Origin of the sequence: Chitinophaga sp. sic0106 (genome assembly GCF_019219075.1) — a bacterium.
Classification (GTDB): domain Bacteria; phylum Bacteroidota; class Bacteroidia; order Chitinophagales; family Chitinophagaceae; genus Chitinophaga.
Map to the genome: position 1 here is coordinate 24651 of NZ_JAHUWJ010000001.1, position 24068 is coordinate 48718.

Here is a 24068-nt window from a genome sequence, read left to right on the forward strand (position 1 = left end):
TAATTCAGAACAAATTTACAAACATCACAGTTAACAGGTTCCGGCAGATACATGAAATACCTGCCGGCGCCTGTAAAAATATTGTTAGTGAGCTGATTCGTTCGGACCGAGTGGTTCAGTCTGAGGAATGAAGTCTCTACCATCTTTACTGTAGTCATAAGCCCAGCGGTGAACTTCCGGAATCTCACCAGGCCAGTTACCGTGACCTGCATGGATTGGAGTGGTCCATTCCAGGGAAGTTGCCTTCCATGGGTTCTGGGTAGTCATTTTTCTACCTTTGAAAATGCTGTAGAAGAAGTTGAACACGAACAGGAGCTGGGTAGCGAATACGAGGATTACTACGAAGCTGATGAATTGGTTCAGGCCTTCGAACTGATTGAAGGAAGCCCAGGTAGAATAGTCGAAATATCTTCTAGGCATACCCGCCATACCTTCATAGTGCATAGGCCAGAAGATCAGGTAAGCACCAATCAGGGTAACCCAGAAGTGGATATAACCCAGGGTGTTATTCATGAAGCGGCCATACATTTTAGGGAACCAGTGGTAGATACCGGCAAACATACCGAAGAATGCAGATACACCCATTACGATATGGAAGTGCGCGATAACGAAGTAAGTATCGTGCAGGTGAATATCGATAGAGGAGTTACCCAGCCAGATACCTGTCAGACCACCGGAGATGAATGTAGATACAAAACCGATAGAGAACAGGGAAGCAGGGGTAAACCTGATATTACCTTTCCAGATGGTGGTGATCCAGTTAAACACCTTGATGGCAGATGGTACCGCGATCAGGAGTGTTAACAGTACGAAGAACGCACCGAGGAATGGATTCAGACCTGTTACGAACATATGGTGCGCCCACACCAGGAAGGCGAGGATACAGATAGCGAACAGGGAACCGATCATTGCCAGGTAACCGAAGATAGGCTTACGGGAACTAATCGCGAGCACTTCAGAAACCATACCCATGGCTGGGAGGATGATGATATATACCTCTGGGTGACCCAGGAACCAGAACAAGTGTTGGTAGAGGATGGCAGAACCACCTTCGTTAGCGAGTGCTTTACCAGCGATGAAGATATCAGACAGGTAGAAGCTGGTGCCTGCGTGACGATCCATGAGCAGCAGGATGAAACCTGACAGTAACACAGGGAAAGACAGTACACCCAGTACGGCGGTAAAGAAGAATGACCAGATTGTCAGTGGCATTTTGGTCATGCTCATACCTTTCGTACGCATGTTGAGGATAGTGGAGATGTAGTTCAAACCACCGAGCAGCTGCGATACTACGAACAGCGCCATGGAGGTCAGCCACAGATCCACACCTATTTTAGAACCGATAGAGGCATCACCCAGTGCTGACAGCGGCGGATACATTGTCCAACCACCGGAAGCAGGACCTGTTTGTACAAACAGGGAAGCCATCATTACCATACTAGCCAGGAAGAAGAACCAGTAGGAGAGGCAGTTCATGAAAGGGGAAGCCATGTCGCGGGCACCTACCTGCAGTGGAATAAGCAGGTTCGAGAAGGTACCGGACAAACCGGCAGTTAATACAAAGAATACGAGAATGGTACCGTGCATGGTTACCAGGGCGTAATATGCTTCAGGGGTAATACGACCACCTTTAGCCCAGTGGCCCAGGATGCTTTCCAGCCAAGGGAAAGTAGCATCCGGATAGCCGAGTTGCAAACGAAACAGTACAGAAAAGAAAGCACCAATGATAGCCCAGATAATACCTGTGATCAGGAATTGTTTGGCAATCATTTTATGGTCCATGCTGAACACATACTTGGATATGAAACTGTCATGGTGCTCATGATCGTGATGATCATGCGCCCCCGCGCCGTGCATAACCTCCTGTTGACTGTGCAAAGTTGCTTCGTTACTCATAATCGGTTCGGTATTTATTAAACTAACACCCGGGAAGTTTTGTCGTGCGTCAGTTTTTTTTTAATGTTATTAATTGGACTCCGTCAATAAAATCTTCTTCACAAAATTAAGGCTTACTTGATATTGGCAGCCACAGTTTTTGTGCTATCAGCTTTAGCATCAGCAGCTGGGGCAGCGGGTGCTGCATCAGGGTGAGCCAGGCTGTATTGAGTAGGTTGTTTAGCTACCCATGCATCATATTCTTCCTGTGTTTCTACCACAATCACACCTCTCATGGAGTAGTGACCCGATCCGCACATCTGGTCGCAGGAAATTTCGTAGGTGAAATCCGGGTTACCGGTTTTCTCTTTCATCTGCTTGGTAGTGAACTTAGGAGTGAACCAGAGTGTGGTTGGGATACCAGGTACCGCATCCATTTTCAAACGGAAATGAGGCAGACCAACGTCGTGGATAACGTCGCGGGAACCGATTACGAATTTCACTGGTTTACCTACCACCAGGTGAACTTCAGTTGCCTGGAAGTCATCTTTTGACAGTGGATCGTTCCAGTCAACACCAATTTCGTTGGATGCTGCAGGATCGATGAGGTTAGTCGCTTTACGACCGAGCTGACCATCTTTACCTGGGTAACGGATCAACCAGTTAAACTGTTTACCGGTAACCTCTACCACTGCTGCATCGGCAGGAGCGTCGGAGGTCAGCTGGAACCAGTGTTTCAGACCGAAAGCTACCAGAACAGTCAGGGCGATTGCCGGGATAACTGTCCAGATTACTTCCAGTTTATTGTTATGCGGGAAGTAGAAAGCTTTCTGGCCTTCTTTTTCCTGGTATTTAAATGCAAACGCGAAGAGGGCGATTTGAGTAATAACGAATACTACGCCGGTGATGGCAAGGGTAACGTAGATGAGGGTATCTACACCTTCACCCTGCACAGAGGCAGATTCGCCCAGGATTTTCCCTTTCAGCAAATCGTTACAGTAGTAAACTCCTATAAGCCCCAGCACCAGGAATGCGATCAGCAGGAATCCGTTTATACGGTTGCTCTGCTGGCGAGCTTTCTTTTCTCCCTTCAATATGGACACATATTCGCTCGCCTTCGCAATCTGGAAGATGACTATGAATATGAGAACAACAACTAAGACTGCTAAAAATCCTGACATTGCTATATGAAATAATTAAGTTATCTAATGCTTTTCTTTTATCTGATCTCCTTTCTCACCTGATTAGGTGTGGTGAACAATACTCTCTTTCAGGTATGGGTGATTTTTTGGAACCAGCGATGCTTTAGTCAGCGCATTGGATACCAGGAATATAATCAGCCCCACAAAACCTAAGCCTAATCCCAGTTCATACCAGGGGAACACCAGGTGTTTCACGGTAGCAGGGTAAACCATCTGCCAGAAGTCCATCCAGTGACCAGCGATAATTACGAAGGCCATGAAAACAACAGCGGTATAGTTACGTTTAGTATCCCTTTTCATCAGGAACAGTAACGGAGTGATAAAGTTAATCAGCAGGTTCAGGAAGAAAATTGGTCTCCATTCGCCCCAAACGCGCGGCTGGAAGTAAGCAGTTTCTTCAGGCATGTTAGCGTACCAGATCAGCATGTACTGGGAGAACCAGAGGTAAGTCCAGAAGATACTGAAGGCGAACATGAATTTACCCAGATCGTGCAGGTGCTCTTCTGTTACATAAGTCAGGTAACCGTGTTTTTTCAGGTATACCACGAACAGTGCGATCAGAGACAGGCCAGATACCCAGGTGCTGGCGAAGGTGTACCAGGAATACATGGTAGAGAACCAATGTGCATCGATGCTCATCAGCCATAACCATGGAGTGGTAGAACCAACGCTGAGGGTGAATACTACCAGGAATCCACCAGCTACTACAGTATTTCTCCAAAGGATTTTTTTACCGGTAGCAGGTTTCAGGTCCCAGCCATCTTCTTCGATAGACATTTTGCGGATTTTCAGGGTAAAGAAAATCCACAGGCCCAGCGTGATGATGGTGGCGGTAGTAAAGAATGTTTTGCTCAGGAAAGGTGATTTCCAGGTAAGGATTTTGTCTTCGTGTACGTGATGGAGGTTTACCCAGTGATAGATTGAATCTTTTTCACCGAATACCAGGATCATTACGATCACGAACAAGATCCCAGACAGTACAGGTACTGCCATTGAGATAGCTTCAGGAACACGACGGAATGCGATCTGCCAACCACCATGTGCCAGGGTTGTAGCAGCAATAAAGAATGTGCTGGCTAATGTAATCAGCAAAAAGAAGCTGCTGTTCTGCAACAGACCGGCCCAGAAACGTGTGGCGTTCTCACCTTGAAACGCGAATAATCCGATCAATAAAGTCAGCAAGCCCACGCCCATCAAAACGAAGCTGGTCTTTTTTAATCTTGCTGGAACTACAAATTGGTCTTTCATTATCGTATATTAAAATACTAGTTTGAAATTCAGTTTAACTCTCTCTTACTTATTTAGCTGCTGCAGCGCTATCAGTTGCAGGTGCTTCGGCGGCTGCAGGAGCAGCAGACGGAGCATTTTTGCTCTTGATATAAGCGGCAATTTTCCAGCGTTGTGCTCTGTCCAGCTGGGAAGCGTAGCTACCCATTGCGTTGAAGCCGTAAGTCATCACGTGGAACAGGCGACCTTCAGAGTACGCTGCTTTAGGACCGGATGCCAGGTTAGCAGGTGCTGCAGGGTAAGGACCATCTCCGCCTTTATACAGAGGGCCGTTACCGTCCAATGCTGTACCGTGGCAGATACCGCAGTAAATGTTGAATAAACGCTCACCTTCTGCCAGATCAGCTGCTGTGATAGTCAGCGGATTTTTTACCAGATTAGCCAGAGCAGTATCTGATTCTTTCAGATGGTATGGTAATACTTCACCTCTTTTTACTGTTCCTTCCACTGGTTTCATCCCTGACAAACGAGCATTGTAGAATTCATACGCACGGGATTCATACATGTCTGGCATATAAATCCTGCCGGGCTTTCTGTTGTGCTCCCCTCTGTTACAAGCTGCCAGGAAAGCTCCAGTTGCCAATGCGGCTACAATCAATATGTTGGAAGTCCTTTTCATCAGAATTTATTTAACTGGCAGTTACTGCTTATTGTGAATACAGTAGGTAGTAACTGCCACTGTCGTTTTTGCTGTTTTTAATTACGCGTTAACCGGTTTAACCTTACGGAGATAAGGTTCATCATCCTTATCGAATCTGCCGAACCACCATCCGGCCTCAGCTTGTTGCTCATTGATATCATGAGCACCTGCCGCCTGGAGGAAGCTTTTTACTTCTTCAGCGTTGGTTTTTTCAGTCAGTTCGATCACCATTACAAACTTATCATCCGTTTGTCTTGGGTGGAAGATGTGCTTCTTAACACCTGGCATGATTTGACACAGCCAGCAGAAAGTCATCACCATACCTACTGCAGCGAAAAGTACTGTTAACTCGAAGGTGATAGGAATAAAAGCTGGTAATGGGAAGTGAGGCTTACCACCGATGTTCAGCGGCCAGTCTACATTAAACACCCAGCTCATGAAAGATAATGCCGTAGTTGTACCGGTAATACCATAGATAAAACCGGCTGTGTGCAGGCTGGATTCCCTCAGGCCCATCGCGTGATCAAGGCCATGCACAGGGAAAGGAGTGTACACATCGTGTAATTTGTAACCAGCTGTACGTACTTTCTTTACCGCTGGGAACAACACTGCCTCATCGTCAAACAACCCTACAACAAAATTTTTAACAGCCATATATTTAAAAATTCAAAGTCTAATAATTAGTTCTGTTTCTGTCTGTCTATTAGTGTGCGTGCGCAACGTCGTGAGCAAATTTCTCAGCGCTTTCTTCTTCGTACACTTCCATTTTCTCTTTGTAATTCTCACCGGAAGTTTTCAGAACAGATTTGATCTCTGCTACGGCAATTACCGGGAAGTATTTAGCAAACAGGAAGAAGCAGGTGAAGAACAGACCGAATGTACCCATGTAGAAACCAACTTCCGGCCAGGATGGACGATAGTAAGACCAGCTGGATGGCAGATAGTCACGATACAGGGAAGTACAGATAATTACGAAACGCTCGAACCACATACCGATGTTTACGATGATAGACATTACGAATGTCACCGTTACGTTTCTTCTCATTTTGCGGAACCAAAACACCTGAGGCGTGATTACGTTACAAGTCATCATGATCCAGTAAGACCAGCCCAGAGGACCTGCCGCGCGATATTTGAAGAAGGTATCGAACTCGTAAGGGTTAGCACCGTACCAGGCCATGAAGAGCTCAGTCAGGTAAGCGCAACCTACCACAGAACCGGTCAGTACAATTACCTTGTTCATGGCTTCCATGTGGCCAATGGTAATGTATTCTTCCAGTTTCAGGATTTTACGTGTGATGATCAGGAGGGTGTTTACCATCGCGAAACCAGAGAAGATCGCACCCGCAACGAAGTAAGGAGGGAAGATCGTGGTGTGCCAACCTGGAATTACAGATGTCGCAAAGTCAAAAGATACGATGGTGTGTACGGAGAGTACCAGTGGAGTAGATAAACCTGCCAGTACCAGTGACAATGATTCATGACGTTGCCAGTGCTTGGTAGAACCAGTCCAGCCGAATGAAGCAATACCGTATAAATGCTTGCGTAATTTAGTTTTTGCTCTGTCACGGATGGTTGCGAAATCTGGAATCAGACCAGAGTACCAGAACAACAGTGATACCGTGAAGTAAGTAGAGATCGCGAATACGTCCCAGAGGAGCGGAGAGTTAAAGTTAACCCAAACCGGACCACGGGTGTTAGGATAAGGCAGGATGAAGAAAGCCATCCAAACGCGACCCATGTGAATGATAGGGAACTGACCGGCGCACATTACCGCGAAGATCGTCATCGCTTCTGCCGCACGGTTAACCCCTGTACGCCATCCCTGACGGAACAGCAGGAGGATGGCCGAAATCAGTGTACCGGCGTGACCGATACCTACCCACCATACGAAGTTGGTGATATCCCAACCCCAACCGATGGTCTTGTTCAGATTCCAAACACCGACCCCGAAATAGATCTGCCAAAACACTGAAAATGCGCCGAAGCCCAACAGTGCCAGTGATATAAAAAAGCCTACATACCACAATTTTCCAGGCTTAGCCTCGATAGGGCTAATGATATCTTCCGTTACCTGGTGATAATCCTTAACCCCGTCTACCAAAGGTTCTCTCAGTGTGGATTCGTATTTTAAATGCATATCCTTTAAGCTTTTAGCTGCTAGCTTCTAGCTACTAGCCCTTGTCTTTTGTTATGATCTCAGATTCTGTAACTTCTTATTCTTTTCTCTTAACGATTTCCTGTTAAGATCTTACGCGTGGTGCGCTTCTTCCTTGTGAGCAGCTTCTTTTTCTGCTTTAGGCTCAGCGTCCTTGTTTCTGATCTTAGCCAGGTAGTTGATAGAAGGTAATGTGTGGGTTTCTTCCAGCACATAGTACATTCTCTCTGTCTGTTCCTCGTTACGGATCTTGTAGATTGCGCTGCTCTTATCATTTACGTTACCGAATACAATCGCATCGGCAGCGCAAGCCTGCTGACAAGCTGTTTTAGCTTCGCCATCTTTCATTGGGCGACCATCTTTCTTAGCAGTCAGTTTAGCATCCTGCAGACGCTGTACGCAGAAGGAACATTTTTCCATCACACCACGGCTACGAACCACTACATCCGGGTTCAGCACCATGCGGGTCAGGTTATCGTTCATATCCGCAACATCGTACAGGTTGTTTTCGAAGCTATCCGCACCATTCCAGTCTCTCCAGTTGAGGCGACGTACTTTGTAAGGACAGTTGTTAGCGCAGTAACGGGTACCAATGCAACGGTTATACGCCATCTGGTTGATACCTTCATTGCTGTGGTTAGTAGCACCTACCGGACAAACGTTTTCACAAGGAGCGTTATCACAGTGCTGGCACAGCATTGGTTGGAATACTACTTCCGGATTGTTTTCGTCACCAGAGAAGTAACGGTCGATGCGGATCCAGTGCATTTCATGCGCTTTACCCACTTCTTCCTTACCTACCACAGAAACGTTATTTTCAGCCTGACAAGCGATGGTACATGCACCACAACCGAAGCAAGTGTTCAGGTCGATGGACATACCCCATTTAATACCAGGATATTCGTAGTTGTGATACAGGGTAGCATCTTTGCGGAAATCCTTACCGAATTTCTGCAGTTCCGCTCTGTCTTCGTTCACCTCGTGCGGGTTCTTTTTGAACTCTTCGAGGGTAGTTTCTTTAACGATAGGGCGACCTTCGTAGCTGTTGTGCGTTTGGGTCAGGGCCACATCGTATTTAGCACCGGTAGCCTCAGCGGTTACTTCAGGAGCGAAGTAATCAACAGTGGTACCATTGAAGCTGGAGAAGATGTAAGCGTTTTTACCGATACCACCTGCAGCTCTACCAACTTTTTCGCTACGGCCGTAACCAACAGCGATGGCAATCACTTCAGGGTGGATACCAGGAACGATCAGCAGTGGCAGTTCCACTTCTTTACCGTTCGCTTTTATTTTCAGTACTTTTCTACCGAGATTGATTTCGTAATCATCACCCAGCTGAACAGAGTAAGTTTTAGCCAGGGTGTTGGAGATACAAGCGTAGTTATCCCAGGTGGAACGCGTGATTGGATCAGGCATTTCCTGTAACCATGGGTTGTTGGCGAGGCGACCGTTACCGATAGCTACTTTTTCGTAGAGTACCAGTTCCAGTTTACCACCTTTCTTAGCGCTGCTGATTTTAGCGGCTGCACCGGCAACATCGCCAGTGAAGGCTGCACCACCAATAGCAGGAGCCGTAGCGGGTTCGATTACACCGTCCTGCAGGGCTTTATCCCATGCTTCGATGCCACCCAGTTTAGCTACCCACTCATTTCTCAGGTAATCAACCCAGGGAGTAGTGTTACCGGCCCATGTCAGGAGGGAATCCTGTGCAGCACGTGTTTTGAACAGCGGGCTGATAGTAGGCTGGGTGAAGCTATAATAACCAGGTTTAGCTTCTGCATCATTCCAGCTTTCGAGGAAGTGATGATCAGGAGCTACATATTTGCAGAGTTCAGTTGTTTCGTCTACGCGGTCGTTGAAGGAAACGGAGAGTTTCACTTTTTTCAGACCTTCAGCGAATTTCGCTGCGTCGAAATAGTCGTAAGCAGGGTTAGCGCCATAAACAACCAGACCGCCGATAGCGCCTGCGTTCATGTCACTTACCAGTTTAGCCATTTCCACGTCGTTACCCTGGCGGTAGTTGCTAGGGTTAGCGAGGTCGATGGTAGTACCGTTAGCGCCGATCGCGTTGTTGATGGCGTTAACGATGAGCTGTACGTTTACATCGTTGGAACCGGAAACTACCAGTGCTTTACCAGCGTTCGCTTTCAGAGAAGCGGCAGCTTTTTTAACACCTTCAGCTACTTTAGGATCCAGGGTAGGAGCGGTTACGCTACCACCTACAGCTGCCAGCAGGGCCAGGGCTACAGCACCGGCTTCTGATGGTTTATGCGTATAACGGTAATCAGAGTTAGCACCGGTGAGGCTCATGGTGCTTTCGAAAGCGAAATGTTTGGACATTTCAGGATTCTTAGCATTGATCTTACGGGTAGCAGCGAATCCTTTCGCGAATTCAGCAGGGTTTAACCATGTACCGAGGAAATCGGCGCCAAGGCTAACTACGGTCCAGGCGTTTTCGAAGCGGTAGCCAGGAATAACTCTTTTACCGTAAGAGGCTTCGTTTGCAGCGAGCATACCGGAGTAAGAAACTGCATCGTACACCACGTGACGGGAGCCAGGATATTTCGCCAGGAACTCACCGATTGCTTTTTTAGTGGTAGGGCTCAGCAGGGTAGAGCTGAGAACTACTACAGGAGCGCCTCCCAGGCCTGCCAGCGCGCCGGCAACCTGTTTGTCCAGCTCAGTCCAGGTAGTTTCGTTACCGCCGATAGTTGGGAAACGCAGACGAGCAGTATCATACAGGCTCAGTACAGCACCCTGTGCTTTAGCGGTGGTAGAACCACCAGTGATGGTAGACAGTGTGTTTCCTTCAATTTTGATAGGACGGCCTTCGCGGGTTTTCACCAGCAGTGGCAGGAATTCACCATCAATAGTGTAGGAAGAAGCATAATAGTTAGCTACACCCGGAGTGATCTCTTCAGGTTTGTTCACATAAGGTATAGCTTTCTTTATAGGCGTTTCACAGCTGGCTGCGATAGTAGCAGCAGCAGTAGTGAATCCGAGGTATTTAAGGAAGTCCCTGCGAGGGGTTGTAGCATTCAACAGGCTTTCACTCTCAAACGGCAGTTCTTCACTGAATTCGTTCTTCACAATTTCCTGATGCGCTTCGGTATTGTGCAACTCCTCCAAGCCTTTCCAATACTTTTTTTGCTCCATGTTATATTAACGAGTTACGTTTATAAAATTTGATATTCTTCTGATCTGAGATTTAAGATCTCCAAATCCATCCTAGTAGTGACATTTTTGACAATCTGTACCACCTACCATTTCAACAGTTACGCTATCGATTTTACCATCTTTAACATCCTGATGGAGTTTTTCGAAGATGCTGTAGTAGCTGTTGTCTGCGAACTGCACTTTGGTAGTACGGTGACAGTTGATACACCAGCCCATTGACAGATCCGCGAACTGATGAACTTCATCCATTTCGGTGATAGCACCATGGCAGGTCTGACACTGTTGCTTACCAGCCACTACGTGTTGGGAGTGGTTGAAGTAAACGTGATCAGGCAGATTGTGGATTTTAGTCCACTCAATAGGACGACCTGGCTTGGTATACTTACCAGCTTCAGCATCCCATCCTACGTAATCGTATAATTTCTGAATCTCTGCGGTACCGTCAACTTTTCTGCCTTCAGCTGTAAACAGCTCAGGGCCAGAGTAAGAGTTGATTGACTTGTGGCAGTTCATACAGATGTTTTCGGAAGGAATCATCGCATGCTTGGATTTCTCAGCACCAGCGTGGCAATACAGACAGTTGATCTGGTTGATACCCGCGTGAACTTTGTGGCTGTAGAAGATCGGTTGCTCAGGCATGTAGTCTTTCTGACGACCCAGGCCAATAGCGCCCTGGATAGTGAAGTAACCACCTACCATGAATAACACCAGGATACCCAGCGCGATGTAAGCTTTGTTTTTGTAGAAAGGAACCGGTTCAGGAGTAGCAACGCCTTCTTTATCACCAGCCAACTTGTTCAGGTTGCTGTTGATTTGCATCAGGATCAGGGCTACCACTGCGAGGATCAGGGTAATAATGCCGAAAAGGAGGCTGTTATCGCTTCCAGATTCAGTACCAGCACCAGCGCCGGCAGTACCATTACCACCTCCAGCAGGTACCGGAGGTTTTGCTGTATTGATATACGCCAGGATGTTGTCAATGTCTGCATCCGTTAAAGTTGGAAATGCAGTCATTGCCGTCTTGTTGTATTCAACGAACAGCTGATTCGCATACTTATCGCCAGATGCAAGCACTGACGCTGAGTTACGAATCCATTGGTGCAGTAATTTCTTATCTGCCCATCTACCCTCAACACCTTGAAGTGCAGGACCTGTCACCTTCTTGAAGACATTGTGACATGAGGCGCAATTCTGTTGGAACAGTGCTTTACCAGCGTTAGGATCCGCAGCTTTAACGGAAGAAAACGGAATTACTATACTAGCGCATAGAATAAGCACACTCACAAAATGCTTGCGCAAAAGAATGGAAACACGACGATACACAGCCTATATAGTTTAGATTTGACCTAAAGTTTCTTAAAAGTGCCAGCAAAAATAAGACAGAATGTTGACAATTTACCAACAAATAAAAAAAATAATTGCCGTAAATAATGCCAATTTTTTCCTATTTTCCGAGCCTCAGATACTCCAAAACTCCCGCTGCTGGCTGATTATACAGTCCCCTGTTACAGATCCTGCCCTTTGTTATTAATTTATTAGGGGAATTGACTCTTCTGACTAAACCTCACGCATATATAATATGGTATGAGGTTTCATGGGGTTATAATAATAATATATGCAGATTGGAATTCTATAATAACCCCCTATATCCTGGTTCGCTATACAATAATATATATAAGCTCCTCCGTCGATTTATGAACCGGGTACCTTAATTTTACCTTAATAACCTGCCACCTTACCATAATGTTCATTAATACCCTTAAAAAATTACCCATGCGCGGACTACTATTCTTATCCACCCTGGCACTGGCTTTAGCCGCCTGTAATAACAACAACGCAGCCCGGGAACAACAGGACTCTATCAGGATAAACAGGGTAACACCCGGACAAACCATGAAACTGGCCGGCACCTATCAGGGCACCCTCCCTTGCGCCGACTGCCCCGGAATCGACTATCAAATCTCCCTATATGATGACTCTACCTATAGCGAATTGACTGCCTACCAGGGCAGGGGAGAAAATATAGCAACGGTAGAAACAGGTACCTGGCGGGCGATTAACGACTCCATCGCCCTACTGGAAAAGAAGAATGACAGCATTTCATTCGTGGCCGCAGAGAATAAACTTATCTTGCTCGACAAAGCCGGCAAGCGCATAGAAGGCATGCTCGCCAGCAATTATATACTGAAACCGGTAGAAGGCGGCGACCGCCGCCAACTCCTGGCCGACAAAAAAACACAGGGAGTCACCTTCTTCGCTAACGGTAACGAACCCTTCTGGACCCTGGAGCTGGACAAAAAGAACATCCGGTTTAAAACCGTTGGAGGCGACAGCATCTACACCCCACTACCAGGCCTGGCCCTCAATACCGATACACTTAAAGTTTATAAAGGCAAAGGCATCACCATTAATATACGCCCTACCACCTGCGCCGATGACATGAGCGGCTACCTCCGCCCCAACACGGTACAATTGCTGGTGGGAGAGAAAACATATTCAGGCTGTGGGGAGTTTATTAAATAGCAAGTACTACTTTTGCACCTGGTTTCAAACAACGTAACATTGAAAAATATCGCCATATTCGCCTCAGGCGCAGGAAGCAATGCACAGAAGATAATCGATCACCTGAGAAACTCCACCAAAGGCAAAGTATCACTGATCGTATGTAACAAGCCCGGAGCCGGCGTTTTGCAGATAGCTGAAAAAGAAGGTATCCCTTCCATTATAATAGAGAAAGAAGCCTTTTTCCGTGGGGATACCTACGTGAAGCAGCTCCAGGAAAATAATATAGACCTGATCGTGCTGGCAGGGTTCCTCTGGAAAATCCCCGCCAATCTCGTAAAGGCGTTCCCGGATAAGATCATTAATATACACCCGGCCCTCCTTCCTAAATATGGAGGAAAAGGTATGTACGGCCACTTTGTTCACGAAGCCGTTATTGCCGCCGGAGATAAAGAAAGCGGCATCACCATTCACTTCGTTAATGAAAAGTATGACGATGGTGCACCGATTTTACAGGAACGCTGCGTGATCACCTCCGATGACACACCGGAAACCCTCGCTAAAAAGGTGCAGGTGCTGGAACATCAATGGTTCCCGCTAATTGTGGAACGATTATTGGAAAAATAAAAGGAGCGTCACCCGCTCCTTTCTAACCCTTCAACTGTATGAAAAAGACACTGCTGTTTATATGTCTGTTAGTTTCCTCCTTCCTCACTTCCTTTGCGCAGGAAGATAAACGCTTCCACCGCAATACATATCTGAAGATCAATCCAACCACTTTAATTAATGAGCTGGACATCTATCTGGAGCAGGAAATATCAGATAAGCTCAGTATTGAACTGGGTATCAGTGGCATCTATACAGATTACCCCGATTACGTACTCACCAAAAAAATCGACTTCGGACAGAAAAAACCAGACATCAGCACAGAACAGTTTGTAGATGGCCGCGGACTAGGATTCAGGGCAGGCGTTAAATTGTACCTGGTGTCCCGGGACCTTGCTCCTGCACGCGCAGCCGGCACCTACTTTGAACCCGTTCTTCTCTATAAAAAAGTATTTTACCCTAATGAAGATGTGACTATTAACGGTACCGGCTATACCAATAACGCCACCAAGGATGTTTATGGCATCCAACTGTTAATAGGCCGCCAGTTCAGTAAAGACAAACTGATCCTCGATCCGTTTGTAGGCCTCGGCATACGCGGCAAAGTTTATCAGTACACCACCTACCATGGATCTGATAATAACAGCGTACAAATAAACGATGGCCGCCTGGTGAGTGTGTTACCGAGTTTACACCTGGGTATTAAGATCGGGCTGAACCTGGCCCGTTAAAAGGGTACTATCACTTTCATACTTATATTTCTCCCCATATTATATATACCTGATCTTCCGTTGGGCGATGCGCTGTAGTATTCAAAATACTTGAGCCTGTTCAGCCCCGACTGGTAAGCCTTATTCAGCAGATTATCCGCCTGCACATATAATTCGAACAAGGGCTTGTCCTTCTTATTTTCAATAGTAGCGCCTACACCCAGATTCACCAGGGTGTAGCCAGGAGTATAGGTTTCCGTATTATCCACACCATAGTAGCGGGATTGGGCCGCATACACATCTACACCTCCGCGGATATAGGCCTTGCTAAAGCATTTCCAGTCAGGGGCGGTAAGTTTTATATCCGAACGTATATGCATAGGCGGTATCAGTGGCAGATATTTTGCTGCTGCCCCTTGCTGGGCAATCAGCGCCTTGTTTTTATTCTGCCCTTCCGTATAGGCGATACTGTTATTCCAGGTAAACCAGGACCAGCGGCGGGGATGCAGGTTTACCGAAGCTTCCGCCCCAAACAGGCGGGCTTTGGATTGCTGGTAACTGTAGGTCACATTCCCCGGCACGATGACCACCGGGTCACCATTCGCATCGTATAGCCGTGCCTGGTAGATATAGTGCTGGATATTATTATTAAAGAGTTCCACGCTCAGATCCAGGTCCGGCAGGTAAGCCAGGAAACCAAGGTCCTGCTGCAGGCTAAACTCCGGCTGAAAGCTGCGGTTGCCGAGGTATACAATGTGCGCGCCCGGGTCCAGTCCATTGGAGCCAATCTCCGTAATATTCGGGGCGCGGTAGCCCCTGGCAATATTCCCCTTTACCAATATCCGTTCGCTGATATTATAGGTTATTCCCAGACTACCGGAAATACCCGTGTATTGCTTTCGGAATTCCGGGAACTGCAGGGTGGCACCCGCCGTATCAGTGGCATGGTAACCAAAGCCGGTGGTCTTATCTTCTCCCACGTAGAAGTCGTCCCAGTGAATGGTCCGGAGGTCGTACCGGATGCCACCGGAAATATCAACTTTCCCAAAACTTTTCCTGGCAAACAGGAAACCGCCAATATCAAACAACTGGTAATCAGGGATCGGGAAGTCGGTGGCATCCTTGCTTTTATTTACCTGGTACATACCATTTACGCCAAATGAGGTTTCAACCCCGGCTATCGCCGGGAGATTGTAACGCAGGTCGTAGTTGAGGGTGTTCAGCACTACGTATAGCCCTGCCTGTGAGGTATACACCGGATGATTATATTCCCGTCTGATACTTTGCTGATAACCCAGTGTTCCCGTGAGTTCACCACCGCCCAGTTTAAGCATACTGCGGTTATAGAGTCGGTAGTGCTGTATGTGCTGGTGCAGCGGATTGAGCGTATATGTTTTCAGGTCCGACTCCGGCACCAGCGGCCTGTTGCGGATATCGTCCCCGTCCGCTTCTTTTACCTGCCGGGTAAATTTTCTGGTGAGAGAGTCACGGCTGCCGTCAGGGATTTCCTGCAGGTTATCATAGAGCGTGGCTCCGAAATGGGAATAACCCCATTTTTTATCCAGGTGGGCTAATGCGGAGAGATTTGATTCCCGGAATGCAGTACCGTATACATATCCGTCTACCGCGTTGCGATAATTATGTGCGGTCCGGATGGTGCCGCGCAAGGCATACTTCCAGTCATGGTGCTGTAGTGATAAACCCAGCGAACTGCCTATAAGGCCGTTGTTGGTCTGGTAATCAGTGAGGAAGCTGCCTTTGAGCTTTCCTTGCGGCCCCGCGGGTGCTTCCGGAATAATGTTGATTACACCGGCGAGGGCATCGGAGCCATAGGTGAGACTGGCAGGGCCTTTCACCACTTCTGCACGGGATACCCCGTACTGGTCGATTTCAATACCATGCTCATCGCCCCATTGCTGGCCTTCCTGGCGCAGTCCGTCGTAGAGTGTGAGTACACGGTTGTAGCCCAGACCACGAATGAAGGGCTTGGAGATATTAGGGCCGGTAGTAACGGCACTGATGCCGGGCACCCCCCTCACGATGGCGTCAATCAGGTTGGTATTTACCTGTGTAACCAATTCCTTCTTCCCGATAATAGCAATGGGAACAGGGTTTTTACGGGCGATGGTATTGCGTGAAACACCGGTGACTACTACTTCATCCAGCCGGGAGAGGTCTTCCGTCAGCTTGATTTCCGCCAGTGTTTCTGTGGCGCCGGCAAAAGTATGTGTGAAGGTTTGGGGCTGATATCCCATCATGGACACCGTCACGTCCCAGGTCCCCTGTTTGATGGCGAGCTTGTAGTTGCCTTCTTTATCGGTAACCGTACCGGTATGAAGGGCAGGTATAGCGACAGTAGCGTACTGCAGCGGCTTTCCGGCAGCAGTAATCTTTCCTTTTACGGTTGCTTGCTGGCCAAATGCCAGTACAGTTAATAATTGCAGGTACAGAACAGTAAAAAATCTTTTCATCTTCAGATCATATTATCATTTTAAAAACAGGGATTTGGATAGTAACAAATGTTTAGACTTCCGAAGCTATTTTTTTACAAATCTATATTTAACAATTTAAATGTACTTTAATTATTTTTTAGTCTAGCCTAAATTAATAGATTAAAAAAGGGTCTTTGAAGGGTTCTCCCTTTAGGTAGGCATCCACCTCTTTTGCTGTACAGAGGCAGCTTTCCAGCTCATTCTCTATGGTTGCTCTATCCATAAACTGACCGATGATCACCAGTTCATTGTACCGGTCAGCGAAGCGGTTATCCCAACGATCTGTGATCAGCTGCATAGTTTCCTCATCCACCTGCCAGCGCTGCCGTGGTATCGCACACCACCAGTAACCGGCTTTATCGGCACGCACAGAACCACCCGCCTGGCTCCAGTTTATCGCTATCTGCGGGCGGGAGGCCAGCCAGAAAAGTCCTTTAGAGCGGATGACATTACCTGGCCACTGCTGTTGGATGTAGTGCCAGAAGCGTTCCGGGTGGAAAGGTTTTCTGCTCCTGAATACGAAGGAAGCAATGCCATATTCCAGTGTTTCCGGTGTATGCTCCGTTTCCAGTTCGGCCTGCCAACCGGCACTTTGTGAAGTAGTTTCAAAATCGAATCGTTTGGTATCCAGAATTTCCTGCAACGGCACCTGCCCTTTAGTGGTATGAATAATTTTTGCGTTTGCATTCAGCTTTCTGATCATAGCAGAAAGGATTCCTAACTTTTCAGCGCTTACGAGATCACACTTATTTAACAGGATTACATCTGCAAACTCTACCTGATCCGTTAATAAATTAACGATGGTACGGCCATCATCCTCATCTGTAAGACCCTTATCCTGCAAGCGTTCCACGCTGCTGAAATCGTTCAGGAAATTGTAGGCATCCACCACCGTCACCATGGTATCCAACCGGCTGACGGCACTCAGATCGATACCATTGGCTTCATCCTGGTAGCAGAATGTTTGCGCTACCGGAATAGGTTCCGAAATACCAGTTGATTCAATCAGCAGATAATCGAATTTATTTTCGAGCGCCAGTTTTTCCACTTCCTTCAGCAAGTCTTCCCGGAGTGTACAGCAAATGCAGCCGTTGCTGAGTTCCACCAGCTTTTCTTCGGTTTTATGCAGTACCTGCTCATTCCTTACCAGCTGTGCGTCGATATTTACTTCGCTCATATCGTTAACGATCACCGCTACTTTCAGGCCTTCGCGGTTGTGCAGCACGTGATTCAGGACAGTAGTTTTCCCTGCGCCGAGGAAGCCACTCAGCACCGTTACCGGTAATTTATTCATATGTAAAGTTTTTAGTTGGCTGAGGTGGCGGCTTTAGGAGGTGTATGACGAATATTTCCCCAATGGGCAGCTACGAGCAGGCCAGCGCCCAGGGCTATTATCCAGCCCTCGTAATCATGAAACAACGGAATAAAATGACCTGCCACCAGGCATATAAAACCAATCCCGAACAGGAGCAGCGGCCATACTTTCCGGTGGCGATACCAGTATCCGCGACCCAGCGCCACGCTGCCAGCCAGGAAAGAAACAGAGAGGAGGCAATACTCCAGTAAGCCGTGGCCTGTAAAATGCAGTCCCAGTAAGGGGAGCGCGGAAATAAGCAGCGGTAGCAGCGCACAATGTACCGCGCAAAGCACAGAGGCGCCAATGCCCAGCACATCCAGGTTCAGCCTGGAGAAAAGTCGGTCTATCATCTCTTAAATTATTTCTACCCGACAAAAATATATTATTTTTGCAACATAGTTGCATTTTTATTTAAATTTCTCAGATTTTGTTAAAAACGGTAAGGGGGTTAACAGAGATATGGGCATCTGTCAAGTATGTGCTACCTTTGTATATTGAACAAACTTTAGAAGAAAGGCTATGTCAAAGAAAACAAAAGGCTTGGTAATATTCTTTGTGGTGTTGAGTATAGCGTTTCTGGGCTATGCGGGATATGTGATCAAGGGGGAGAAAGGCACATTTTTCGGGGTGGAAAAACTACCAGTCCTGGGCACACCGGGCCACACAGTTCCCGGGTTCTCTTTTACCGACCAGGAAGGCAATACCAGAACCCAGGCCGATGTGCAGGGTAAAATATATGTTGCTGAATACTTTTTCACCACCTGCACCGGCATCTGCCCAAAAATGAATGCCAACATGGAAAAGGTTTATGCTGCATATAAGGACAAACCGGATTTTCTGATACTTTCACACACGGTAGATCCTGAGCATGACAGCGTATCAGTGCTGAAAACCTATGCCGGCAAGCATGGCGCCGACAGCAAAAACTGGTGGTTCCTGACCGGTGACAAAAAGCAGCTTTACCGCCTGGCACGCCAGGGTTACCTGGTAGATGACGGCACTCCAGGCGGCGAAGAAGACTTCGTTCATACCCAATGGTTTGCGCTGGTAGATAAAGCCGGGCATATCCGTGGCCTGTACGAAGGCACCAAAACACAAGATGTACAAAAACTAATCGTTGATATAGACCGATTAATGAATGAATAAAGCTCCTGAACTATGGGCACCAAACAACAAATAACAGAAAAAATCACGGCGCTGCTGAAGGATAGTAAGCTGAGTGTAACAGATACCCGGATGAAAATCCTGGAGCTGTTCATGAAAAGCAACGGCGCGCTGGAACATAGCGATATTGAAACGCAGGCAGGGCAGTCTTTTGACAGAGTAACGGTGTACCGTACCCTGCAAACTTTCCTGGATAAAGGAATAATTCATAAAATTCCAACAACTGACACGTCTGTGCGTTATGCAGTATGTAAATCGGAATGTTCAGAACATGATCACCATGATCATCATGTGCATTTCAAATGTGAAAGTTGCGGCACTACCACGTGTCTGGATGAAACCAACATACCTGAGATCAGCTTACCAAAGGGCTATGCGATGCATAATGTGGAAGTAGTGGTGAGTGGGGTTTGCAAAACCTGTAAGTAACCAGATACGTTTAAGATATTAGTTTGTTTGTGAAATAAGCCGGTCCACGTGGGACCGGCTTTCCTATTTAAAGTTTATCCATTTCCTGTTTTACGAAATCTGCCAGGTCTTTTACATAGGCCGGGGAGAAGTCGAATTTAATTCCGGCAGCTTTATAGAGCTCCGGCAGTGTTTTGGTGCCACCGAGACTTAATGCCGCCACGTAATTATCCAGTGCCTGCTGCGGATTTTCCTTGTATTGTTTCCACATGGCGATGGCGCCCAGCTGAGCGATACCGTATTCGATATAGTAGAAAGGCACTTCGAAGAGGTGCAGCTGGCGTTGCCATGCAGTAGCGCGGAATTCTTCCAAACCACTCCAATTCACAATGTTAGGTGAAAACTCGTCCTGGATCTCGTTCCATTTAGCGGTACGTTCTGCCACAGTATGGTTCGGGTGTTCGTATACCCAGTGCTGGAATTTATCGATGATGGCGATCCATGGGAAGATGGTGATAGAACGTTCCAGTTGCTGGCGTTTTGCACGGCGGAGTTCTTCTTCGTTATCAAAGAAAATATGCCAGTGATCCATGGTAAACAGTTCCATACTCATGCTGGCTACTTCAGCGATTTCCATCGGATATTCCTTGAAAGCCGCCAGTGGCAGGTTGTGCGCCAGGAAGGAATGCACCGCGTGCCCACCTTCATGTACCATGGTGGTAAGGTCGCGCATTTGGCCGGCCGCATTCATGAAAATAAAGGGCACACCGGTTTCGGCGAGTGGGCAGTTGTAACCGCCTGGTGCTTTGCCTTTGCGACTTTCGAGGTCGAGGTGTTTCATTTGCTTCATTACCCGCAGGCAATTACCAAAGAAAGGTCCGAGCTCATCGAAAGTCTTAGTGGCTTTATCCACCAGTTCATCGCCGGTATGAAAAGGCTCCAGTGGTTTTATCCCATCCGGCTCTGCATCGGTATCCCATGGGCGGAGGGTATCCAGTTCCAGCTTTTGGCGCTGGTGTTCGAGGATATCTTTTACCAGTGGCACGATATGCGATTTAACGGCATCGTGAAACTGGAAGCAATCTTCCTTGGTATAGTCGAAGCGACCGAGTTCAACGAATTTATAATCGCGGTAGTTGGCGTAGCCGGCGTTTTTAGCTACCTGGTCACGTTTGCCAACGAGTTCGGTGTAGAGTTTATCGAGTGCTTCGCGGTCCTGCAGACGTCGTTCGCCGGTTTTCAGGAATACTTCTTCGCGGAGGGCTCTGTCGCTGCTTTGCAGGAATTTAGCCGCCTGTTGCAGCGTATATTCCTGACCGTTAACGGTTACGGTTTGTTTGCCGGAGATGGCGCCGTATTGTTGTGCGGTAACGCTGAGTTCAGCGTGCAGCGGGATATTCTCTTCGCGGAAGAGTTTCACCTGCTTATCCACGTTGCGGAGATATGTTTTATACAGGTCCTGGTCCAGATCTTTCAGGAAAGGGCTGGCCAGCAGTTTTTTATTGACGGCGTCCGCATAGGGCTGCATTTTGGGTTGTATTTCCATGCAGAAGAATGCGAATGCTTCCTCGAGTGATTTATCGGTGGTATCACATGTCATGCGGATCTGGCGCCAGCAGGCGTCTTCACTGATCACAGCTTCGAGTTCATTAATATCTTTGAGCCATTTTTCCAGTTCGGCTACGTTATTGAGGGGGCGTTGCTGCAGTTCATCGTAGTAGGGCTGCAGGGCTTCCCAGGTGGTCACTTTAAAATCTTCAGGAAGAAGGTGACGGGGTGTTTTCTTTATATCTGCGCTTAAATTCTTCATCTTACTAAAATAAAAAATTCCAGGCTTCCCGAGGGCAGCCTGGAATAATAGTTATGTTAAAATCCGGAGATTACTCTTCGGTTTTCTTTTTGCGTGGTTTAGCAGCTTTTTTAGGTTCTTCACCTTCAGCGGCGTCTTCTTTCTTAGCTTTCGCAGCTTTTTTAGGTTTTTCTTCACCTTCCGCCTCTTCGCCTTCTGCTTTAGCAGCTTTTTTAGCGCGAGGTTTTTTAGGTTTTTCCTCTTCGGCTACTTCGGTAGCTTCAGCAGGTGCAGCTGCGGCTGCTTTAGCTTTTTTCTCCTTTACCGGAGCTGCTTCAGCTTCTTCAGCCTCTGCTTCTTCTTCAGCCAGTATTTCTTCAAATTTCAACAGGTCATTGGCTTTCAGTATGGTAAACCATTTAACCATTTTTTTCATATCGCTCACATATACTCTTTCTTCATCGAAGTCAGGGTATACATTCTTGAAATAGGCTTTGATAGTATTGTTATCAGCTTTCGCATCCAGTGGAGGGAAGGCTGCAGCTTTTTCGTCCATCGCTTTGAAAACTTCTGCCAGGTTTACGTTTTCGCCGGTGGTAAAAACTTCAATACTTTCCAGTGGAGTAAAATTATGCACACGGGAAGACACAAACCTAGTGCTTTTATCTTCCAGTGACCTAACGATGGCGCCATCTTGTTTGCTGGCCATTAACTGAAACAAACCGCCCAATCCGGTTACTGCAACAATTTCTCTGTACTGCATGTTCAAATTTTTAGGAAGCGCAAATATAAATAATTCTAATAGATTGCCCGCTGACAAATTTACCGTTGAGTGGTATCGCTGTCAGTAGGCCTTATTAATGAAAATTTCTGGCCATAACTACCGGTTCTTTCCAACGCCGGGTTTGACCTTTGAGGTTAAATATTTCGATTAAAAATATATAAACACCTGCCGGCAAAAGTACTTTTTTTTCATCACATCCGTCCCAGGTCCAGGAGGCACTGCCGGACAGCAGTGTATTCCTTGCCAGGGTGCGTATAGGCCTGCCTGTTATATCGTATACGCTGACGGTCCCCATCCACTGCTGCTTTCCCAGGTCAAGACTACATTTTGCCACCTGGCTCCCGCTGGCTGATTCCGGGGTAAAAAAAGGTGTTAAGATGCTGAAATTAAGTGCTTCGGAGCTACCCGCGGGTACTTCTTTGATCCATCCGGGGGTGGCAAACCCGTCGTTGGAGGGGGTGGAAGTCCAGTTTTCCGCTGTGGCTGCCGGGCGCTCAAAACTAATTCTTGCCAGTGAGATCCCTTCGCCGTCGTTTAATAAGCGGAAATGCCAGTCGGCATTATAGCTCACGAGGTCCTGTATCATGGTATCTGCGGTCAATAGCAGCTGACCGCCTGCCACGTAGGTGGCAGGCATATTTATTTCCTGTATGCCCCGGGGCTTGGTACAGCCGTACCTGTGGCAGAGTGCCATGGCGTTGGAGGTAAAAGCCAGGCACTGGCCTGGTAAAAGTATACGGTGATCGTTACTCAGCCTTTTTCCGGGATCTGCTGTAGCATCTCCCCGTATATTTTTAAAAACAAGCTGCTGGAGGTCTACTGCATGCCCGCCTGTATTTACAATTTCTATAAACCCGGAAATATCCTTTGCCGGGTCAAAGAGGATTTCACTGAACAGCACCTGTTGCCTGCCTGCGGGTGCTGGAATGGCCAGTGGTAGTGCTGTGTTTTGGAGACTTTCCATGCCGGTACAGCTAATCAAGTTTTTTGTATGGAGATGATATTTTTCTTCTGGCCGCATTGGCATCTCCCAGGATATTAAAATACTGGTGAAAAATGGCGGTATAACAGTTACGCTACTGGGCCTGAGCAGCCTGCCGGTGCTCGTTTCAGTCAGTTCATAATTAGTGGTGGTGGCGGCTGAATTACTATCCAGTGGCAGGGCGAATACCAGGCGGGTATGATTACTGTCAGGTATGGAGCTATATAACAGGTCAGGGCGAAGCTGTTCGTCCCAGTCAGCCGCAGCTGCATTCAGGTTGCCCGGCGTACCTCCTGCATCCGCGGTACTGGCTCTCCAGTTGGATTTGCCGGCACAGGGGATGGCATCGTTCACCATTTCCAGGCTGTAACCACCGTCATCTTTTGCGGGATGGCCATACCAGCTACGGTTATACGAAACTGCGTGTATCACCTCCCGTTGAGGGGAGTATAATACGATAGTCCCTGTATCGTCCGCGATGGCTGGCCATCGGGAAACAACGATCGTGTTGGCATGCAGAAAGCTGTCTACCCCCGCCTGCGGGCATAGCAATCCCAGGCCCTGAGGTGGTAATGTTACTGCTGGCAATGATATCTCCCGGTTATTTACCTTTAGTATACATCCTTGCAAATTGATTACTTCATTGGTGCGGTTCAGGACCTCCAGGTATTCAATAGGCGGAAGTCCCTTAGCTGGCGTGGGTTTGGCCATGATTTCGTGAATCACTACCTCATGAATTTTGGGAGATGAAGTATCAGCGGAAATTAACAGCACCGCATGCATGACTAATGCATGACAAACAAGGGTTAAAAACATAATAAATACTTTTAAAGAGCGTATAAAATTAGGTGGGATTCCAGGTCTATTCCTTTAGCGGATGTTAACGCCTGATAAAAACATGACAGAGATTATGAAAAGAGCCAGCGATATATTAA

General features: G+C 47.3%; 19 protein-coding genes. 5 read left to right on the forward strand and 14 right to left on the reverse strand.

Translation table 11 applies throughout. The features are described from left to right. Positions 1 to 84 precede the first annotated feature (84 nt). The 8 genes from KW844_RS00140 to KW844_RS00175 form a co-directional block, all read right to left on the reverse strand. On the reverse strand, positions 85 to 1896 hold the full coding sequence (locus KW844_RS00140; protein WP_218374689.1) for a cbb3-type cytochrome c oxidase subunit I: 1812 nt from the start codon (positions 1894 to 1896) through the stop codon (positions 85 to 87). A gap of 113 nt (positions 1897 to 2009) precedes the next feature. Continuing rightward, positions 2010 to 3056 (reverse strand): cytochrome c oxidase subunit II, encoded by a 1047-nt coding sequence (locus tag KW844_RS00145; protein ID WP_218374690.1) that lies wholly within the window; start codon positions 3054 to 3056, stop codon positions 2010 to 2012. Between the two features lie 63 nt (positions 3057 to 3119). After that, positions 3120 to 4325 carry a quinol:cytochrome C oxidoreductase gene (locus tag KW844_RS00150; RefSeq protein WP_218374691.1) on the reverse strand — a complete coding sequence of 402 codons (1206 nt, stop codon included), beginning with the start codon at positions 4323 to 4325 and terminating at the stop codon, positions 3120 to 3122. A gap of 49 nt (positions 4326 to 4374) precedes the next feature. Further along, the gene (locus tag KW844_RS00155) at positions 4375 to 4983 is read right to left on the reverse strand and encodes a cytochrome c (RefSeq protein WP_218374692.1); all 609 of its coding nucleotides are present in this window, start codon (positions 4981 to 4983) and stop codon (positions 4375 to 4377) included. An 81-nt stretch (positions 4984 to 5064) separates the two neighbouring features. Next, entirely contained in the window at positions 5065 to 5658 is a 594-nt protein-coding gene (locus KW844_RS00160; protein ID WP_073082072.1) for a DUF3341 domain-containing protein, read from the reverse strand. A 49-nt stretch (positions 5659 to 5707) separates the two neighbouring features. Further along, entirely contained in the window at positions 5708 to 7144 is a 1437-nt protein-coding gene (nrfD, locus tag KW844_RS00165) for an NrfD/PsrC family molybdoenzyme membrane anchor subunit (protein WP_218374693.1), read from the reverse strand. Between the two features lie 111 nt (positions 7145 to 7255). After that, positions 7256 to 10318 (reverse strand): TAT-variant-translocated molybdopterin oxidoreductase, encoded by a 3063-nt coding sequence (locus KW844_RS00170; RefSeq protein ID WP_218374694.1) that lies wholly within the window; start codon positions 10316 to 10318, stop codon positions 7256 to 7258. A 72-nt stretch (positions 10319 to 10390) separates the two neighbouring features. Beyond that, positions 10391 to 11623 carry a c-type cytochrome gene (locus KW844_RS00175; protein ID WP_370626460.1) on the reverse strand — a complete coding sequence of 411 codons (1233 nt, stop codon included), beginning with the start codon at positions 11621 to 11623 and terminating at the stop codon, positions 10391 to 10393. A gap of 489 nt (positions 11624 to 12112) precedes the next feature. On the opposite strand from KW844_RS00175, the gene KW844_RS00180 reads away from it, so the two are divergent. From KW844_RS00180 to KW844_RS00190, 3 genes are read left to right on the forward strand one after another with little or no spacing between them, the layout of a single operon-like run. Continuing rightward, on the forward strand, positions 12113 to 12862 hold the full coding sequence (locus KW844_RS00180; RefSeq protein WP_218374695.1) for a copper resistance protein NlpE N-terminal domain-containing protein: 750 nt from the start codon (positions 12113 to 12115) through the stop codon (positions 12860 to 12862). A gap of 39 nt (positions 12863 to 12901) precedes the next feature. Beyond that, positions 12902 to 13468, forward strand: a complete 567-nt coding sequence (purN, locus tag KW844_RS00185; RefSeq protein WP_218374696.1) for a phosphoribosylglycinamide formyltransferase — start codon at positions 12902 to 12904, stop codon at positions 13466 to 13468. Between the two features lie 38 nt (positions 13469 to 13506). Next, positions 13507 to 14178 carry a hypothetical protein gene (locus KW844_RS00190; RefSeq protein ID WP_218374697.1) on the forward strand — a complete coding sequence of 224 codons (672 nt, stop codon included), beginning with the start codon at positions 13507 to 13509 and terminating at the stop codon, positions 14176 to 14178. On the opposite strand, the gene KW844_RS00195 is transcribed toward KW844_RS00190, so the two are convergent. The 3 genes from KW844_RS00195 to KW844_RS00205 all read right to left on the reverse strand — a co-directional run bounded on the left by KW844_RS00195 (position 14175) and on the right by KW844_RS00205 (position 18356). Next, the gene (locus KW844_RS00195) at positions 14175 to 16628 is read right to left on the reverse strand and encodes a TonB-dependent receptor (protein ID WP_218374698.1); all 2454 of its coding nucleotides are present in this window, start codon (positions 16626 to 16628) and stop codon (positions 14175 to 14177) included. The genes KW844_RS00190 and KW844_RS00195 overlap by 4 nt on opposite strands. A gap of 133 nt (positions 16629 to 16761) precedes the next feature. Beyond that, a complete protein-coding gene (locus KW844_RS00200) occupies positions 16762 to 17943 on the reverse strand; it encodes a GTP-binding protein (protein WP_218374699.1) in 1182 nt (393 codons plus the stop codon). 11 nt (positions 17944 to 17954) lie between these two features. Beyond that, positions 17955 to 18356 (reverse strand): MerC domain-containing protein, encoded by a 402-nt coding sequence (locus KW844_RS00205; protein WP_218374700.1) that lies wholly within the window; start codon positions 18354 to 18356, stop codon positions 17955 to 17957. A gap of 169 nt (positions 18357 to 18525) precedes the next feature. Between KW844_RS00205 and KW844_RS00210 the strand changes: the two genes are divergently transcribed. Both KW844_RS00210 and KW844_RS00215 read left to right on the forward strand, forming a co-directional pair. Next, positions 18526 to 19152, forward strand: a complete 627-nt coding sequence (locus KW844_RS00210) for an SCO family protein (RefSeq protein ID WP_218374701.1) — start codon at positions 18526 to 18528, stop codon at positions 19150 to 19152. A gap of 12 nt (positions 19153 to 19164) precedes the next feature. Continuing rightward, complete coding sequence (locus tag KW844_RS00215) at positions 19165 to 19599, forward strand: Fur family transcriptional regulator (RefSeq protein WP_218374702.1); 435 nt, start codon at positions 19165 to 19167, stop codon at positions 19597 to 19599. Positions 19600 to 19666: 67 nt separating this feature from the next. Here KW844_RS00215 and KW844_RS00220 read toward each other — a convergent pair whose 3' ends face one another. The 3 genes from KW844_RS00220 to KW844_RS00230 form a co-directional block, all read right to left on the reverse strand. Further along, positions 19667 to 21388 (reverse strand): M3 family oligoendopeptidase, encoded by a 1722-nt coding sequence (locus KW844_RS00220; RefSeq protein ID WP_218374703.1) that lies wholly within the window; start codon positions 21386 to 21388, stop codon positions 19667 to 19669. A 70-nt stretch (positions 21389 to 21458) separates the two neighbouring features. Next, positions 21459 to 22130, reverse strand: coding sequence for a DUF5606 domain-containing protein (locus KW844_RS00225; protein WP_218374704.1), 672 nt, complete (start codon positions 22128 to 22130; stop codon positions 21459 to 21461). A gap of 94 nt (positions 22131 to 22224) precedes the next feature. Beyond that, positions 22225 to 23949: a lamin tail domain-containing protein gene (locus tag KW844_RS00230; RefSeq protein WP_218374705.1), complete on the reverse strand. Its 1725-nt coding sequence runs from the start codon at positions 23947 to 23949 to the stop codon at positions 22225 to 22227. Between the last annotated feature and the right edge of the window lie 119 nt (positions 23950 to 24068).